Below are 15889 nucleotides of genomic sequence, written 5' to 3'. Positions count from 1 at the left end.
GCATTGTTTTTCTATGTTAGTTTCTTTTTTAAACTGTAAATCAAGGAATCCCTTACTATTCATATCGTAGCGATTCTACAGGATCCATTTTACTAATTTTACGTGCTGGGAAGTAAGCTGATACATAACCAAGCAAGAGAGCGAAAGCTAGAGTTCCTAAAATAGATAGAAGATTTAATTCAAAAACCTTCGTGATGGATGGGTAAAAGTGATTTACAACCGCATTCGCCAAACTTCCCACCCCTTGTGCAACCAAAAAGGCCAGCAACAAGGCGATGCCTACAATCCAGATAGCCTCGTAAATAAAAATTCCTTTGACATCACGATTTTGATAACCAACTGCCTTCATGACACCTATTTCCTTAGAACGTTGCATGATATTGATGTAAATAATGATACCAATCATGACTGCTGCTACCACAATAGCTTGTGATGAAAGTACAATCAACAATCCCTGAATAACACGAATAAAAGTAATCACAATATCAAGAACCTTCTGTTGAGAAAGAACAGTATACTTCTTATTTTTCTGTAATTCTTCTGTTACAGTTTTTGTCTGTGATGGATCTTTGAGTTCCAAGATAAAATAAGATACAGCTTTTGTAAATCCAGCTTCTTTCAAAATCGTTTCCATTTGATGAGACGGCATGAAACTGTTACTGTCTTCCATGTCATCTTCATCATTGACTACACGTACAATCTTTGTTTGAAATTGAGCAGTCTTGCTAGCTTCAGCAGCATTTTCTACAATGCTGGCTGAGACTGATTTGCCAATAACATCACTAGCTGTCAGATTGTTTCCTGTCTGTTCATTCCAATTTTTTAGTAAACTGATTGGAATCGTCAAGCCCTGTTCATTTGCATCAGTATAGAGGGAACCGGCTAATACTTTGTCCGCCTCATTACTACTAACAGAAATACTTGTATCCTCATAGAGACTCACCACTTGAGCATAAGAAGGCATCGTTTGACTCAGATCCATTTCTTGACCATCTATAGTAATATTTGACATGGTCATCCCAAAAGGACTCTCCAAATATTTAATAGCTTCTTTTCCAACTGTATCCGTGATATAGTTCTTATCATCTTGGTTCAAAAAGCCTCGTCCAACATTTTTTGTGTTTAAAGCAATCTGAACTTGAGAAGGAATTTGACCTCCATTCGTATTTTCATCAATCATCGAAATCAATGCATTTCCCAAGCCGAAAGAAATTAAGACTCCTACAAAACCGATTGAGGTTGCTAGCGCAATCAATAGGTTACGCCACTTTCTTTCCATAAAGTTATTTAAAGAAAGCTTGAATTTATTTTTCAATGATAATCCTTTATTTTTTGACTTCTTCAACGACTTCACCATCCTTCATTTTGATAATCACATCTGCATATTCAGCAACCTCTGGATTATGGGTTACGATCAATACTGTTTTCCCTGTTTGGGCTAAATTTTTAAATACTTCCAATACCATTTCTTGGGATTGAGAATCCAGCGAACCCGTTGGCTCGTCTGCTACAATCATATCAGGCTGATTCACCAGTGCACGCGCGATTGCTACACGTTGCTTTTGCCCACCAGAAAGTTGTTTAACATTTTTAGCCATAAAAGGCTCCATGCCCAAGTTACTTAATTGCTCCTTTGCAATCATTGTCATCTCCCTGTCAGATAAATCTTTGACATAGAGAGGTAGCTTGACATTGTCCAAGACAGATTGATGAGGAATGAGATTAAAGTTTTGAAACACAAATCCAATCTTATCTTTACGAAATTGAGTTAGTTCAATCTCTGATAAGTCACGGAGGGATTCCCCTTTAAACTCTAAATCTCCTTCATATTGTCTATCTAAACCGCTGATGATGTTTAGTAGACTGGTTTTGCCACAGCCTGATGGACCGTAAATCGCTGTAATTTTACCTTTTGCAATCTGCAGATTAATATTTCTTAGAGCCTGCTCTTGATGTTTACCGTCCAAAGTGTAAAATTTTGAAATATTTTTAATGGATAAAATGGACATTCTTTCCCCCTTATTTAAAACCGTTATCGTCATACATCGTACTGATAGAAAATCCTTCAAGTTGATTGACCCTATAGGCCTACTACTTAAAATTTTCTCTCTATTGCCTAGTTTGCTTCTGGATGTATATCAAGTAAAATTCATTGTAACAAAAAAGCGACATTTCCCCAATGACAGAAATGTCACTCCTATAAATCATTTAATAATACCTTTCTAAGTCTTCGCTCCATTCCTTATCTAAACTAACGAGTAACTTCTCATTACCAAACATCCTCGCCATCATTTTTGCTTCTTCATACTTTTGTTTGGCTGTATCATAATCGGTATGAATATAATATTTCCACTCCACCATCAAGACAATCGGTTGCTTTTGGAAATCTCGTGTTTTTTGTCCTATTTTATTTAAGGTCTCGACTGCCCTCTTAAAATAATGAAACAGCCCCATAATTTCTATACAAGCTAAAGAAGCTAACAAGGAATCTCTAAGTAAGTCCAAACAATCGAACTCTATCTTATCAACCTGAGAACTTAGTTTGTCATGAAAACAAAGAATGGTTTCATGCTCAGATTCTTTTATCTCACCCACATTTAAACCATCCATTAACTGACAGTTGAAATACAGTCTCAGTTTCAACAAGTCCTCGGCTTTATATACATCTCTGGATAGTAAATCTTGAAGACCGTCTTCAATCACACCACTTCCGTATAAGGAATTACTAGTCGCTCTCACTGCATCTATAGCTTGAAGACAATCCACTAGCACTTTCTCATCACGGGGCAGGTCATCATAAAAACACTCAAAAATCTCATCAAAATATTCTTCCTTTTGTTCCTGCAACTCCTCGTCTCCATAGTCAGGATGATGTAAAAGAAAGTACTTTAATTCTTGGTAACGCTTGGGTAATTCCTTATAATCTGGCATCAAGACGTAGGACGGAATTTCTAATCGTTCTGCAATATATTCTAGTGTTTTTATCGTCGGGCGAAATTCTCCTTTTTCGATCCGCACCAACTGACGCACTGATAATTCAGACTCATCCCCGCAAAAAACTGGACGACTAAGTCCTTTCTCCTCTCTTAAAAGTCGCACTTTATCCCCTAACTCATTTATCTTGTTCATTTGCCCCTCGCATGATTATAAAAGATTTGATTTTCAAACAAATATATGCGATGATTATACCATTTTTCAAATAGAATTACAAAAAAGAGACAGGAAATTCCTGCCTCTAGGCTGATAACAATTATTTACGACGTCCTGGACGTTCTTTGTAGCCATAGTAAGAATCTTCGATGATTTCTTGCATGTGGTCAACCATTGGAAGACGTGGGTTAGCTGGTGAACATTGGTCTTCATAAGCAAGGAAGGCCAATTCACGAGAATGTTCTTTCCATTCTTTTTCATCAATTCCTTGTGCTTTGAAGTTCATTTGGATACCTACGCGCTCACCAAGTTCGTAGACAGCTTTTGCGTAAGATTCCACACCTTCTTCTGGAGTAGAAGCTGGAAGTCCAAGCATGCGTGCGATATCTTGGTATTTTTCATCTGCACGGTAGTAGTTGTACTTAGGCCATGTTGCTGTCTTAGCTGGACGTGTACCGTTGTAGCGGATGACGTATGGAAGCAAGATAGCATTTGTACGACCGTGGATTGTGTGGAATTGCGCACCAATCTTATGAGCCATTGAGTGAGAAATACCTAGGAAGGCATTGGCAAAGGCCATACCAGCGATTGTTGAAGCGTTATGCATTTTCTCGCGTGAATGGAAGTCTGCATTCTTAACTGAGCTTTCAAGGTTTTCAAATACAAGCTTGATGGCTTGAAGTGCAAGACCGTCAGTGTAGTCACTAGCCATTTGTGATACATAAGCTTCAGTCGCGTGAGTCAATACGTCCATACCAGTATCAGCAGCAACAAATCCAGGAACTGTCAATACCAAAGCAGGGTCAACGATTGCCACAGTTGGTGTCAATGAGTAGTCAGCGATTGGGTATTTACGGTTGTTTGCTTTATCAGAGATAACGGCAAATGGTGTTACTTCAGATCCTGTACCAGATGTAGTCGGAATCGCGATGAATTTAGTTTTCTTACCAAGCAATGGGAATTTGAAGGCACGTTTACGGATATCCATGAATTTTTGGACAAGATCACGGAAGTCCACTTCTGGTTGTTCGTAGAAGAGCCACATTACTTTAGCAGCATCCATTGGAGACCCACCACCGAGAGCGATGATTGTATCTGGTTTAAAGGCACGCATGATTTCAGTACCACGGTTTACAGTTGTGATATCTGGATCTGGTTCTACATCAGCAAAGATTTGGTAAACAACCTTATTGCGACGAAGGTCAAGTTGTTCGATGATACGATCAAGGAAGCCAAGCTCTACCATGGCATGGTCAGTAACGATCATGACACGTTCAACGTCACGACATTTTTGAAGATATTGAATTGAATCACGTTCAAAGTATGTTTTTGAAGGAAGTTTCATCCATTGCATGTTATTTCTCCGTCTTCCGACTTTTTTGATGTTCAAGAGGTTAATGGCACTAACGTTATCCCCAACTGAGTTGCGTCCGTAAGAACCACATCCAAGTGTCAATGATGGCAAGAAGGCATTGTAAACGTCCCCGATACCACCGAAAGTAGAAGGTGAGTTACAGATAACACGAATAGCTTTAACAGCTTTACCAAATTCTTTAGTCAATTCTTCATCAGCTGTGTGGATGGCTGCTGAGTGGCCAAGACCGTTAAATTCAACCATTTGACGAGCCTTAGTAATACCATCTTCACGGCTTTCAGATTTCAAAACTGCGATAACTGGTGACAATTTTTCACGAGTCAATGGCTCATTTTCACCAACTTCTTTACATTCTGCAGCAAGAATGTTTGTTCCTTCTGGAACTGTAAATCCTGCTTGCTCTGCAATCCAAGTTGCTGGTTTACCAACGATGTCAGCGTTCAATTTTGCACCAGCACAGTTTTTGCTGTTTGCTTTTACGCCGAAGCAGAACTCTTCAAGAAGTGCTTTTTCTTTTTTGTTTACAAAGTAAGTGTGGTAAGATTTGAACTCTGCTACAAATTCATCGTAAATTTCTTTATCAATGATAACCGCTTGCTCTGAGGCACAGACCATACCGTTATCAAATGATTTAGACATGACGATATCGTGTGCTGCTTGACGAATGTTTGCTGATTTTTCAACATAAGCTGGAACGTTTCCGGCACCTACCCCAAGAGCTGGTTTACCACATGAATAAGCCGCCTTAACCATGGCATTACCACCTGTTGCAAGGATTGTCGCAACACCTTCGTGGTTCATAAGAGCACTAGTTGCTTCCATAGATGGTTCAGTGATCCACTGTACGCAGTTTTCAGGAGCTCCAGCTGCGATAGCTGCATCGCGAACGATACGAGCTGCATGAGCAGATGATTCTTGTGCTGATGGATGGAAAGCAAAGACGATTGGGTTACGTGTCTTCAATGAAATCAATGATTTGAAGATTGCTGTTGATGTTGGGTTTGTTGTTGGAGTGATACCACAAACAACGCCAACTGGTTCAGCGATAAGAGTCAAACCTGTTACATCGTCTTCTTCGATAACGCCAACTGTTTTAGTGTGGCGCATGTTGTTTACTACGTGTTCACAAGCAAACAAGTTCTTAGTTGCTTTGTCTTCAAATACACCACGTCCTGTTTCTTCATAGGCATGTAAAGCCAATTCTCCGTGGGCATCCAAAGCTGCTACTGATGCTTTGGCTACAATGTAATCAACTTGCTCTTGATCCAACTTACGCATTTCTTCAAGGGCAACGAGAGCTTTTTGCACCAATTCATCAACATGCTTTTCAGCAGCGAGTTTCTTTTCCTCTGGTGTCACAGTTTTTTTATCAGCCATATTTTCCTCCATAGCTTTCAAGGATTAATATCCTTTGTTAATTTTTTCACAAGTTTATTATAACGCATTATTTCAACTTTGTAAACAGTTTCATAAACATTTCACAAAGAATTTTTAAACACTTGTGAAATTTTTCTCATTTTCTTTGCTTATCAAGTTTTCTCTTTAGAGTTTGTGAAATTAATTTCAAATATTTTTTATTTCACAAACTTGCTTGGAAGAGTGACTTGGAAAGAAAGGGATTTGCAGGTAAGCGCTTACTTAAACATTCTAATAATACCTCCTTTGATAAGGAGGCTTTATTTTTGTTGAAAAACGCCTTGTTTAAAAGTCCCTTCATAAACGACTTCTTGTTCTGTTGTTAGTTTCCCTTTTCCTTCAGCCTGACCATTTACAAAATCACCTTCGTAGGTCCAGCCTTCTTTGGATTGAAAGGTACCTTTTCCATTGAAGGCTCCATTGTTGAAACCACCTGTATATTGGTCTCCATTTTGGAAGGTAATGGTACCTTGGCCATTCATTTTACCACGTACAAGACTGCCGTCGTAAACAATCGTTCCATTATCAAGCTTTAGAACACCTTTTCCGGGAATATTTAGAAAAAAGACGAGTACAGCACAGAAAACAATGGCAACTACTGCCAAAAGCTCTAAACGTGAACGAGTCAGATAGACACTATATTTGTCGTAAAAATTCTTAAGATTTTCCATCTTCACTCACCTTTTCTAAACGTTCTAACCAAGCTTGACACCCCTCTTGAACACGCTGATAGGTTTCCTCAAAATCTCCTGTATACCAAGGATCTGGAACACTTTCAGATGCGAATGAGTAAATCTTATCTTGACAGTCTGCTGGACACATCTGACGTAAGTCAGAAACATTTGAAGCATCCATGCCGATAATATAATCAAAGGCTTCAAAATCTTCCTTACTAATCTGAAGCGATGTCTTGCCTTTTTCATAAGGAATTTCATACTGTTGAAAAATCCCTTGAGTTCCCTTATGAATCGGATTGCCATGTTCCCAAGAGGAAGTCGCTCGACTTTGGATTTCATAATTATCTGTCATTGATTTCATAACAAACTCGGCCATAGGACTACGGCAAATATTTCCCAGACAGACAAAAACTAGTTTTTTCATCCCATTCCTTTCTTTTATAGAAAAACGGGAGTTCGTGATCCCGTCTTATTTTTCAATTGCACCTTCGAGTGAAGCTGTTTCTTTAAGTGGTAATACGGTCTTGATAGCAGCGAGTTCAAAAGTCAAGTAAACCCCATCTACATCAAGAACAATTGTTTTCTTTTCTGTATCTACTTCATCGACTGTTCCATAAAGTCCACCGATTGTAATAACTTCATAGCCTTTTTGTAATTTATTCAAGCTTTCCATACGTTTTTGTGCTTGTTTCTTTTGAGAGCGTTGCGTAAAGAACATCAAGCCCACCATAGCCACAAGAATGATTAAAAATGTATATTGTGATTCCATTATATTCTCCTTTGTCTTTTACATAGGACTACTATATCAAATTTCAGTTACTTTTACAAGATTGTACCTTACTTTTCTAGTAAGAAAAAACCAGAGCTTGCGCCCTGATTTTTAGAATTGTTTCAAGTTTTGAACGACTTTTACAAGATTTTCAACTGTAAAGCCATATTCTGCCAATACTTTTGGTGCTGGGGCAGAGGCTCCGAAGGTATCAATACCAAGAACAGCACCATCTAGTCCAACATATTTGTACCAGTTTTGAGTTGCACCCATTTCGACTGCAACACGACGGCGAACTGCATTTGGAAGAATTTCTTCCTTGTAAGCTGCATCTTGTTTATCAAAGACATCTGTGGATGGCATGCTGACTACGCGGACTTTTGCACCTTGACTAGCCAATTCTTTGGCAGCTGAGACAGCAAGATTGACCTCTGAACCTGTCGCAATCAAGATGGTATCAAAGTCTGCTGCATTTTCATAGACAACATAAGCACCTTTAGCAACCTTGTCGAAGTCTGTTCCCTCTTCAACAGTCAAGTTTTGACGGGTCAAGACAAGGGCAGTTGGTGTTTTCTCACTTGTCACTGCAAGGTACCAAGCTGCTTGCGTTTCACGCGCATCTGCTGGACGGAAAACATTCAGATTTGGCATAGCACGAAGACCTGCTAAATGCTCAACTGGTTCGTGCGTTGGACCGTCTTCCCCAACCGCAATAGAATCGTGGGTAAAGACATAAGTCACAGGAAGTCCTTGCAAGGCTGACAAGCGAACAGCTGCCTTCACATAGTCAGAGAAGACGAAGAAAGTTCCACCGTATACACGAAGTCCACCATGAAGGGCCATCCCGTTCAAGATCGTTCCCATGGCAAATTCACGAACACCAAACTGGATGTTACGGTTCAAACGATTAGCATCGTCTTGAAGTCCGTCAGTCTTGATATAAGTCATGTTTGAGTGAGCTAGGTCAGCTGAACCACCCAAGAAAGTTGGTAACTTAGCTGCCACAACATTCAAGGCATCTTGGCTTGAATTACGCGTTGCTTGAGAGAAACCATTTTCTAAGGCTGGGAAGTCTGCTGGAGTTACTTCAACTGGATCACGTCCATCGATGATGGCTTCTACTTCTGCAGCCAATTCTGGATGCACTTCTTTATAGTCAGCAACTAATTTTGTCCAAGCTTCATAAGCTGATGCACCACGGTCTACAACATTTTCCTTGAAATCAGCATAAACTTGTTCTGGGATTTCAAATGGTTCATAGTCCCAACCGAGAGCTTGACGAGTAGCTGCAGTTTCATCTGCTCCAAGAGGAGCACCGTGTACGGCATTAGTTCCTTGTTTATTTGGAGAACCGTATCCAATCACAGTCTTCACTTCAATCAAAGATGGTTTGCCTGAAACTTTAGCTGTTTCGATAGCAGCATGGATAGCTTCCAAGTCTGTTCCATCTTCAACCAAGGCAGTATGCCAACCGTAGGCATTGTAACGGTCACGAACACTTTCTGTAAAGGAATCCTTTGTCTCACCATCCAAGTTGATGTCATTTGAATCATAAAGAACAACCAACTTATCTAGTTTTTGCAAACCTGCGTATGAAGCCGCCTCACTTGAGACACCTTCCATCAAGTCTCCGTCTCCACAGATAACATAAGTATAGTGGTCAAAGATATTGTAGCCTTCGCGGTTATATTTGGCTGCCAAGAAACGTTCTGCTTGGGCAAAACCAGTGGCAGTTGAAATCCCTTGACCTAGAGGACCTGTCGTAGCATCAATCCCTGCCGTATGACCAAATTCTGGGTGACCTGGTGTTTTTGAACCCCATTGACGGAAGCTCTTGATCTCATCCATACTAACATCTTCAAAACCAGAAAGGTGAAGAAGGGCATAAAGAAGCATTGAACCATGACCTGCTGAAAGAATAAAGCGGTCGCGGTTGATCCAGTTTGGTTGAGCTGGATTGATACGAAGTTGTTTTGTAAAGAGGCTGTATGCCATCGGAGCTGCTCCCATAACCACACCTGGGTGACCTGAGTTGGCTTTGTTGATAGCGTCAATACCTAGGAAACGAATTGCATTAACAGATAGATTTGACATAGAATTTCCTTTCTATTTGAGGTGATTATTGAATCACACATTCTATTTTACTATTATATGAAAAAATACATAGAATAGCAATCAAACAATTCGACTCTAGATAAGTCTCGTGACTTCTACCCTCTGGTCGCCTGATAGTAGGGAAGTAAACGTTCATAAGCATCTTCTAATTTTTCTAAAATCACTTCTAATGATTGATTTTCTATGATAGAAACATCTGCTTTAACTAACACTTTTCGGATTTCTTGACTTCCTACCTTCTCGACTAAGACCTGACGATTTTCTTCGTTCGCCTCCCACCGTTGACTTTGATCATCAGAGTAGACTAGATAATAAATCCCTTCAACGGTTGGAATTTCTAAAACTTTGACCTGCTTACCTAGAGTTTGCTCATCTTTCTTGCGCTCGATGAAACTGACTTCTAAGGAAATACCAAAATCAGAAGGATTCCCGTACAAACGTAAGGCTAGCATAGGTTCAGTCACTTTCCCCTCACGTTGTAGATAAACCCAAAAATGTGGTCTCAAACGCTGGGCCTGATTCATCCACTGGCTAGTCTGTTGGAGTTGCCATTCTGGATGACTGGTTTGAAATGCTTTAGTCAGTTCTGTAAAAGCCTTTCGAGCCTCTTGGCCTTTATGACGGAATTCCAGCATTTTCTCTCGTTCTTCCCCAGCTTTATCTGGATTACGGTACTGCAAACCTGCAAAGTCTAGATAGTCTCTTATCTTATTAAACATACGCTTAACCTCTTCTAACTAGCAAAAAATCAGGATAACCCTGATTTTACTTATTCTGTATCTACGACAACATAACGATTTGGCTCATCACCTTCAGAGTAACTGGTCACGCCATCCATACATGAAATAATACGGTGGATAATCTTACGTTCGCTATTCGACATTGGATCTGTCTGATGACTGCGTCCTTCTTCTAAAACACGAGTCGCCAATTTTTGCGCATAGGTCTGCAAGACTTCTGCACGGTGTTCAACATAATCATTGACATTAATAGTGATATAGAAGGTTCTTGAATAGCGGTTGTAAAGATAATTTTGAGCCAACAATTGCAAGGCCTTCAAGACTTTACCATGGTAGCCGATAATACGACCTGGTTCGTTAGTATCAATTTGCAAATTGATGCTACGACGGTTATAGTCATTTGAAAGTGTAGCTTCAACATCCATGTCATCAATAATTGTTTGAACATAAGTCGTTACTTCCGTAGCTACTTGTTCAATATCAAAGCTCGGTTCAACCTTCAAGCCCAAGTCTTCTAGTTCTTGACTTTCAGTTTGCTCGGCTTGGCTTTCAATAATAGGAATTTCTACTTCTTCTTCGAGAGCAGTTTCTTCAAGTTGTAATTCATTTAAAATCTCAATGTGACCAGTTTCTTCTAAAATGGTATTAGCATGTTTTTCATTTTTCAAGATTTCAGCCTTGACTTCATCAGAAATACCTTGGCCTCCCTCTTCAATCTTTTTAATTGCTTCTACAACATGACCCAAATCAACCGTTGCTTCACTGACTGTTTTAACAGGCTCATTCAAATCATTGATTTGTTTTGGAACTCCCTTCACAGCTTGTTGGTTTGCTTTTACAACTGTCGTTTCACTAATAGCATCGATATCCACTTGGGCTGGTTTTTTACCGAATAAACCAAGAAATCCTTTTTTCTCACGAGAAATGACTTTGATATGAGCCTTCATTCTTGGAATATCTAATTCTTTCAATCCTTTCTGGATTGCTTCTTCAACAGTTGAACCTGTAAATACTACCATTACCAGATTCCTCCTTATTATTTCGTTTTCTGAGCCTTTTTCTTGGCTTTTCTTTTTCTATTTTCCAAATCTTTCTGTGCCTGAACTACCGCCTCGCGCTCTGCGATAATCTTAAATGGATTGTTCAAGAAATAGGTTTGCAAGACTTGATAAGCATTAGACACTGCCCAGTAGAGAGCGACTCCGCTCGGAGCATAAACCCCAAAGATAAAGATTAAGACTGGAATCCCGTACATCATCGCAGTCGTAGCTCCATTTCGCTCAGACAAGGCTTTGTTGGACAACCAAGTACTTAAAAAGGTGAATACTGCTGCTAGAATCGGAAGAACAAGGGTTGTATCCACACCACCAAGGTTAATCCATAAGAAATGACCTGTCTTCAAAAAGTCAACTCTCGATAGAGCTTGGAACAAGGCCAAGATAACCGGCATCTGAATCAAAATCGGCCAAAGAGAATCTGACTGTCTGACACCCATTTCTTTAAAGACTTTACGCATTTCCTGCTCTAGCTTGGTTCTGCTTTCCATATCTCGACCCGGATATTGTTCTCGAAGCGCCTTAATACGTGGTTGAGCTTCCTGCATTTTTCTAGAAGCCACCATTTGCACTTGAAAGACTGGCAAGAGAACTGTACGAATCAAGACCGTAAAGAGAATAATCCCCACTCCGATACTGATATCAAACGATAAAAAGCGAATAATTTCCGCAAATAAGTAAACAAATTTACTCCAAAAATCAGCCGAATTGGCTGTAATATCGCTAGTTGTCCCATTTGTTGCACAGGCTGTCATGATCAATAGGGACAGTCCTAGCAAACTAGTCAACTGTAGTTTCTTTTTCACTCCCATTTCCTTCCTGGTAAATCTTTGATAATTTTAATACGTGGAGTAGATTTTTCTCCATCTCTGCATATCCCAAGGTTTCAACCCCTTTTCGAGCAATGACAACAAAATCGACATCTTCTACCAGACTCCCTTTTGCATTCTGGATAATATGTCGGATTCGTCGCTTGATTTGATTTCTAGTGACGGCATTCCCCAGTTTTTTGCTAACTGATAGACCTACTCGAAAATGGTTTTTCTGATTTTCTAATTGGTAGACAACAAATTTGCGATTGGCAAAACTTGTCCCCTCCTTGAAAATCGCCTTAAAATCTTTCTCTCTTTTTACACGAAAGTTTTTCTTCAAAACTCAACTCCATCTATTAAATTACTACTATTATACCATATTTTTCAAAAAAGCCAATCATAGCAAGGTTTTGGACATTCCCATCAGAAAAAGAAGCTGGAAAAATCTCTTTCCCAACTCCTTGTACTAAATATTTTTTTCTAGTTTTACTTATTTTTTCAAACGTTCAACGTCACGGGCAATAACTAGCTCTTCATCTGTTGGAATAACCAATACACGGATTTTAGCTGCATCTGTTGAGATGTCTCCTGTCACACCAAAGACATTCTTCTCTGGATCAACATCACATCCGAACCAAGAGATACCTGAGATAACATCTTCACGTACGTTTGCAGCATTTTCACCGATACCTGCAGTAAAGATAATAGCATCTGCTCCATTTAAGACTGCAAGGTATTGGCCGATATGTTTTTGGATACGGTCAACATACATTTCATAGGCTAAAGTGGCATCGTGGTCCCCTTCTTCCATAGCAGCAATCACATCGCGCATATCACTAGATTTGCCTGAAACACCCATAAGCCCTGATTCACGATTAAGGACGTGACTAATATCCTCAGGCGTGTTAAAGTCCTCTGTATATTGCATTAAATAAGGAATGATAGCTGGGTCAATATCCCCTGTACGAGTTCCCATCATCACACCACCAAGTGGAGTGAATCCCATTGAAGTATCGACAGATTGACCACCCTTAACAGCTGTAATAGAAGCACCATTACCGATGTGGCAAGTAATCAATTTCAAGTCTTCTAATGGACGTCCCAAGAGTTTTGCAGCTTCTCCTGCTACAAACTGGTGACTTGTCCCGTGGGCACCATATTTACGAACCTTGTTTTCTGTGTAATATTTTGTTGGTAGAGGGTAGCGATAAGCTTTCTCTGGCATAGTTGTGTGGAATGAAGTATCAAAAACAACTACACTGGTAATGTCTGGCAACAATTCCTTGAAGGCACGAACACCTGCTGCATTGGCTGGATTGTGGAGAGGAGCCAACAAACTCAACTCTTCAACTTTTTCTAAAACATCTCCCTCAACGACTGTTGATTCTTTGAAATATTCTCCACCTGCAACAACACGGTGTCCAACACCTGTAATCTCGTCATAAGCCTTGATAATATCGAAACGAATCAAGTCATCCAATAAGATTTTAACAGCTTGTGTATGATTTTCGATATCCAAAATTTGTTGTTCAGAACGACCATCAAATTTTACAGTTGAAATTGAATCTTTCAAACCGATACGTTCAATCAAACCTTTCGCCAATACTTTTTCTTCTGGCATTAAGTATAATTGCCATTTTAAACTTGAACTTCCCGCATTGATTGCAATTGTTTTTGTCATAACAAGACTCCTCTTTTAAGCGTTTTCATCTATTATAACAAAATCTATTTTATATTTCAGTACCTTGAGTCCATTTTTGAAAATTTTCTTTAAATTTCATTAGAACACTTGCATCTTGCAAGCTAGCAAGCGGATAAACAAAAGGCTCCACTGCTATTTCACTTTTCTTCTGTAAGATAAAAATGGTCTTAGATTGTTTGACATTGGCAAAGAGATTTTCAGGCAAACTAATCATGGCAGTCAGACTTGCCTCTTCTTTCAACCACCCTTTCAACAAATCACTTTGAGGACTGGTCAACAAATCACTCGGAGCTAGAAAAATAGCGTATCCGTCTGACTTGAGATACTTAAGCCCTTGTTCCATGAGCAAGTGATGGGCGTAAGTATGTTCTTGGCTAGAAGCAACTTGATGTCGCGACGCAACGGCATCATCAGGATAATAGCCGACAGGCAAGTCGCTGATGACCACATCGCTTTCTTTGAGCATTTGTGGACGAACAGCATCTCCTTGGACAAAACCAGCCTGCAAACCAATTACATCTGCCATGCTAGCTGCCAAATCAATCAGCAAATCATCCACTTCCATTCCCAAGTAATCCACCTTTTTATCAAGCGAGGTCAAGAAAGTAGCCCCCAGAATCCCCATCCCGGAACCCATTTCGAGGATAGTGATTTCCTCCTCTTTAAACAATTCTTCCACAATAAACACCAAAAGTAAAGCAATGGCATCTGGCGTAAACTGGTGATTGGCCTGTAGGGGCTCTGTCTGCCCAGCCTTCATCAAGAGAAACTGGTAGGTCTTGAGCCATTCTTCTTTGCGAAGTGCTAAACGCTTAAGGGCTTGATTGTTCTCCTTGACCTGCTCTAACTCAGTTTCACCATCCAGATAAATGCTGTTTTGCTCCACCAGGGCGTCATAAAAGTTGGTCGCCAAATCACTTTGAATGACTTGGACATTCTCTAGTAAATAGGTATAAGCTTGTTCAATTTTTTCAAAATCCATATTCCTATCTTATCAAATTTCCCTTCTTTTTTCCATCCTTATAGAAAAATTACACTATATCTACATTGGTTGCCCGTTAATCTTTTATTGATGACATCAATCTTATCTACACAAGATCAGATAAACGTTTCTTACTATCTACAACTGTACTCTTATCTTGCTGTCTGATTATTGCTTGGTATAAAATGGCACATAATCATTCTAATTAACTCACCCCTTTTCTACTAATCCTCTCTAATATATAATCGAAGGAAATAAAAGATCAAAACAGTGCAAGAAAAGCCCACTAATACTCAATGAAAATCAAAGAACAAACTAGGAAGCTAGCCGCAGGCTGCTCAAAGTACTGCTTTGAGGTTGCAGATAGAACTGACGAAGTCAGCTCAAAACACTGTTTTGAGGTTGTGGATAGAACTGACGAAGTCAGTAACCATACCTACGTCAAGGCGACGTTGACGTGGTTTGAAGTTGATTTTCGAAGAGTATAATCTATCAATACTTTTATGAAGTGGTTTTTCGTACTCAATTTTTTAACCGACTATACAAACACAAGGCTGGGAAACTCAATTCCATCCGAAAAGAAAGGAAATATTTCCACAATAAAACGCATACTATCAAGTTTTTGAACACCTGATAATATGCGTTTTTATGATTTTACAGACTTTTTTGTCCAAACTCGATAGACACATCTATCGTCAATCAAATATGAGATAAGCAGATTGTTTACATTTCTTCTTCATCATCACGTTTACGGCGTTTCGCAAATAAACCTAAACCAGTCACAGCTGCCAAAGCTCCTAGAAGCGCAGATGTTCTGGAAGCTTCTGTACCTGTATTTGGCAATTGCTGTCTTGACTTAGCTGTCGATCCCGTACCGTTTCCTACATGTGAAGTCGAATGATCAACATTTGATCCTACAAGTGAGTTTGACGTTGAGGCACTATCAGAAATTGCATTTGAAAGTGACGTACTTGTTGAAGTCGACATAGACACCGATGTTGAGATTGACATGCTTAGACTTGTTGACTGCGAAGCACTTTCACTCAAACTAAACTCTGGTTTATCAGTACTATCCGGAACTGACATACTTGTTGAA

At 39.6% G+C, this 15889-nt stretch carries 16 protein-coding genes; 1 reads left to right on the top strand and 15 read right to left on the bottom strand.

Annotated elements, in window-relative coordinates:
• Window positions 1–55: 55 nt before the first annotated feature.
• The 14 genes from QS39_RS03295 to QS39_RS03230 form a co-directional block, all read right to left on the bottom strand.
• On the bottom strand, window positions 56–1357 hold the full coding sequence (locus QS39_RS03295) for an ABC transporter permease (RefSeq protein WP_180374993.1): 1302 nt from the start codon (window positions 1355–1357) through the stop codon (window positions 56–58).
• Entirely contained in the window at window positions 1326–2009 is a 684-nt protein-coding gene (locus QS39_RS03290; protein ID WP_077804627.1) for an ABC transporter ATP-binding protein, read from the bottom strand. The genes QS39_RS03295 and QS39_RS03290 overlap by 32 nt, the downstream gene beginning before the upstream one ends.
• A 199-nt stretch (window positions 2010–2208) precedes the next feature.
• A complete protein-coding gene (locus tag QS39_RS03285; protein WP_023945661.1) occupies window positions 2209–3129 on the bottom strand; it encodes a helix-turn-helix domain-containing protein in 921 nt (306 codons plus the stop codon).
• A 121-nt stretch (window positions 3130–3250) separates the two neighbouring features.
• Window positions 3251–5902, bottom strand: coding sequence for a bifunctional acetaldehyde-CoA/alcohol dehydrogenase (gene adhE, locus QS39_RS03280; RefSeq protein ID WP_077804626.1), 2652 nt, complete (start codon window positions 5900–5902; stop codon window positions 3251–3253).
• 299 nt (window positions 5903–6201) lie between these two features.
• On the bottom strand, window positions 6202–6612 hold the full coding sequence (locus QS39_RS03275; RefSeq protein WP_000429313.1) for an MORN repeat-containing protein: 411 nt from the start codon (window positions 6610–6612) through the stop codon (window positions 6202–6204).
• Window positions 6599–7042, bottom strand: a complete 444-nt coding sequence (locus tag QS39_RS03270; protein ID WP_077804625.1) for a low molecular weight protein-tyrosine-phosphatase — start codon at window positions 7040–7042, stop codon at window positions 6599–6601. The genes QS39_RS03275 and QS39_RS03270 overlap by 14 nt, the downstream gene beginning before the upstream one ends.
• Window positions 7043–7087: 45 nt before the next feature.
• The gene (gene yajC, locus QS39_RS03265; RefSeq protein ID WP_000445810.1) at window positions 7088–7387 is read right to left on the bottom strand and encodes a preprotein translocase subunit YajC; all 300 of its coding nucleotides are present in this window, start codon (window positions 7385–7387) and stop codon (window positions 7088–7090) included.
• 111 nt (window positions 7388–7498) lie between these two features.
• Window positions 7499–9481, bottom strand: coding sequence for a transketolase (gene tkt / locus QS39_RS03260; protein ID WP_077804624.1), 1983 nt, complete (start codon window positions 9479–9481; stop codon window positions 7499–7501).
• A gap of 116 nt (window positions 9482–9597) precedes the next feature.
• Window positions 9598–10221 carry a ribonuclease P gene (locus QS39_RS03255; RefSeq protein WP_077804623.1) on the bottom strand — a complete coding sequence of 208 codons (624 nt, stop codon included), beginning with the start codon at window positions 10219–10221 and terminating at the stop codon, window positions 9598–9600.
• Window positions 10222–10271: 50 nt separating this feature from the next.
• Window positions 10272–11261, bottom strand: a complete 990-nt coding sequence (gene jag / locus QS39_RS03250) for an RNA-binding cell elongation regulator Jag/EloR (protein WP_077804622.1) — start codon at window positions 11259–11261, stop codon at window positions 10272–10274.
• A 17-nt stretch (window positions 11262–11278) separates the two neighbouring features.
• Complete coding sequence (locus QS39_RS03245) at window positions 11279–12103, bottom strand: membrane protein insertase YidC (RefSeq protein WP_219335916.1); 825 nt, start codon at window positions 12101–12103, stop codon at window positions 11279–11281.
• Window positions 12078–12449, bottom strand: a complete 372-nt coding sequence (gene rnpA / locus QS39_RS03240) for a ribonuclease P protein component (protein WP_000739245.1) — start codon at window positions 12447–12449, stop codon at window positions 12078–12080. The genes QS39_RS03245 and rnpA overlap by 26 nt, the downstream gene beginning before the upstream one ends.
• Window positions 12450–12599: 150 nt before the next feature.
• Window positions 12600–13790: an acetate kinase gene (locus QS39_RS03235; RefSeq protein ID WP_077804620.1), complete on the bottom strand. Its 1191-nt coding sequence runs from the start codon at window positions 13788–13790 to the stop codon at window positions 12600–12602.
• A 49-nt stretch (window positions 13791–13839) separates the two neighbouring features.
• Window positions 13840–14793: a class I SAM-dependent methyltransferase gene (locus tag QS39_RS03230; protein ID WP_077804619.1), complete on the bottom strand. Its 954-nt coding sequence runs from the start codon at window positions 14791–14793 to the stop codon at window positions 13840–13842.
• Between the two features lie 296 nt (window positions 14794–15089).
• Here QS39_RS03230 and QS39_RS11260 point away from each other — a divergent pair, with 296 nt between their 5' ends.
• Window positions 15090–15281, top strand: a complete 192-nt coding sequence (locus QS39_RS11260) for a hypothetical protein (RefSeq protein ID WP_077804618.1) — start codon at window positions 15090–15092, stop codon at window positions 15279–15281.
• A gap of 235 nt (window positions 15282–15516) precedes the next feature.
• Here the strand turns inward: QS39_RS11260 and QS39_RS03220 are convergent.
• Window positions 15517–15889, bottom strand: a 373-nt coding sequence (locus tag QS39_RS03220) for an LPXTG cell wall anchor domain-containing protein (RefSeq protein ID WP_142761260.1), incomplete at its 5' end; no start/stop codon positions are given.

Source organism: Streptococcus mitis, assembly GCF_002005545.1.
GTDB classification, from domain to species: Bacteria; Bacillota; Bacilli; order Lactobacillales; family Streptococcaceae; genus Streptococcus; species Streptococcus mitis_I.
Note: the sequence above shows the minus strand (reverse complement) of the source record. Positions and strands in the feature narration are given on the sequence as shown.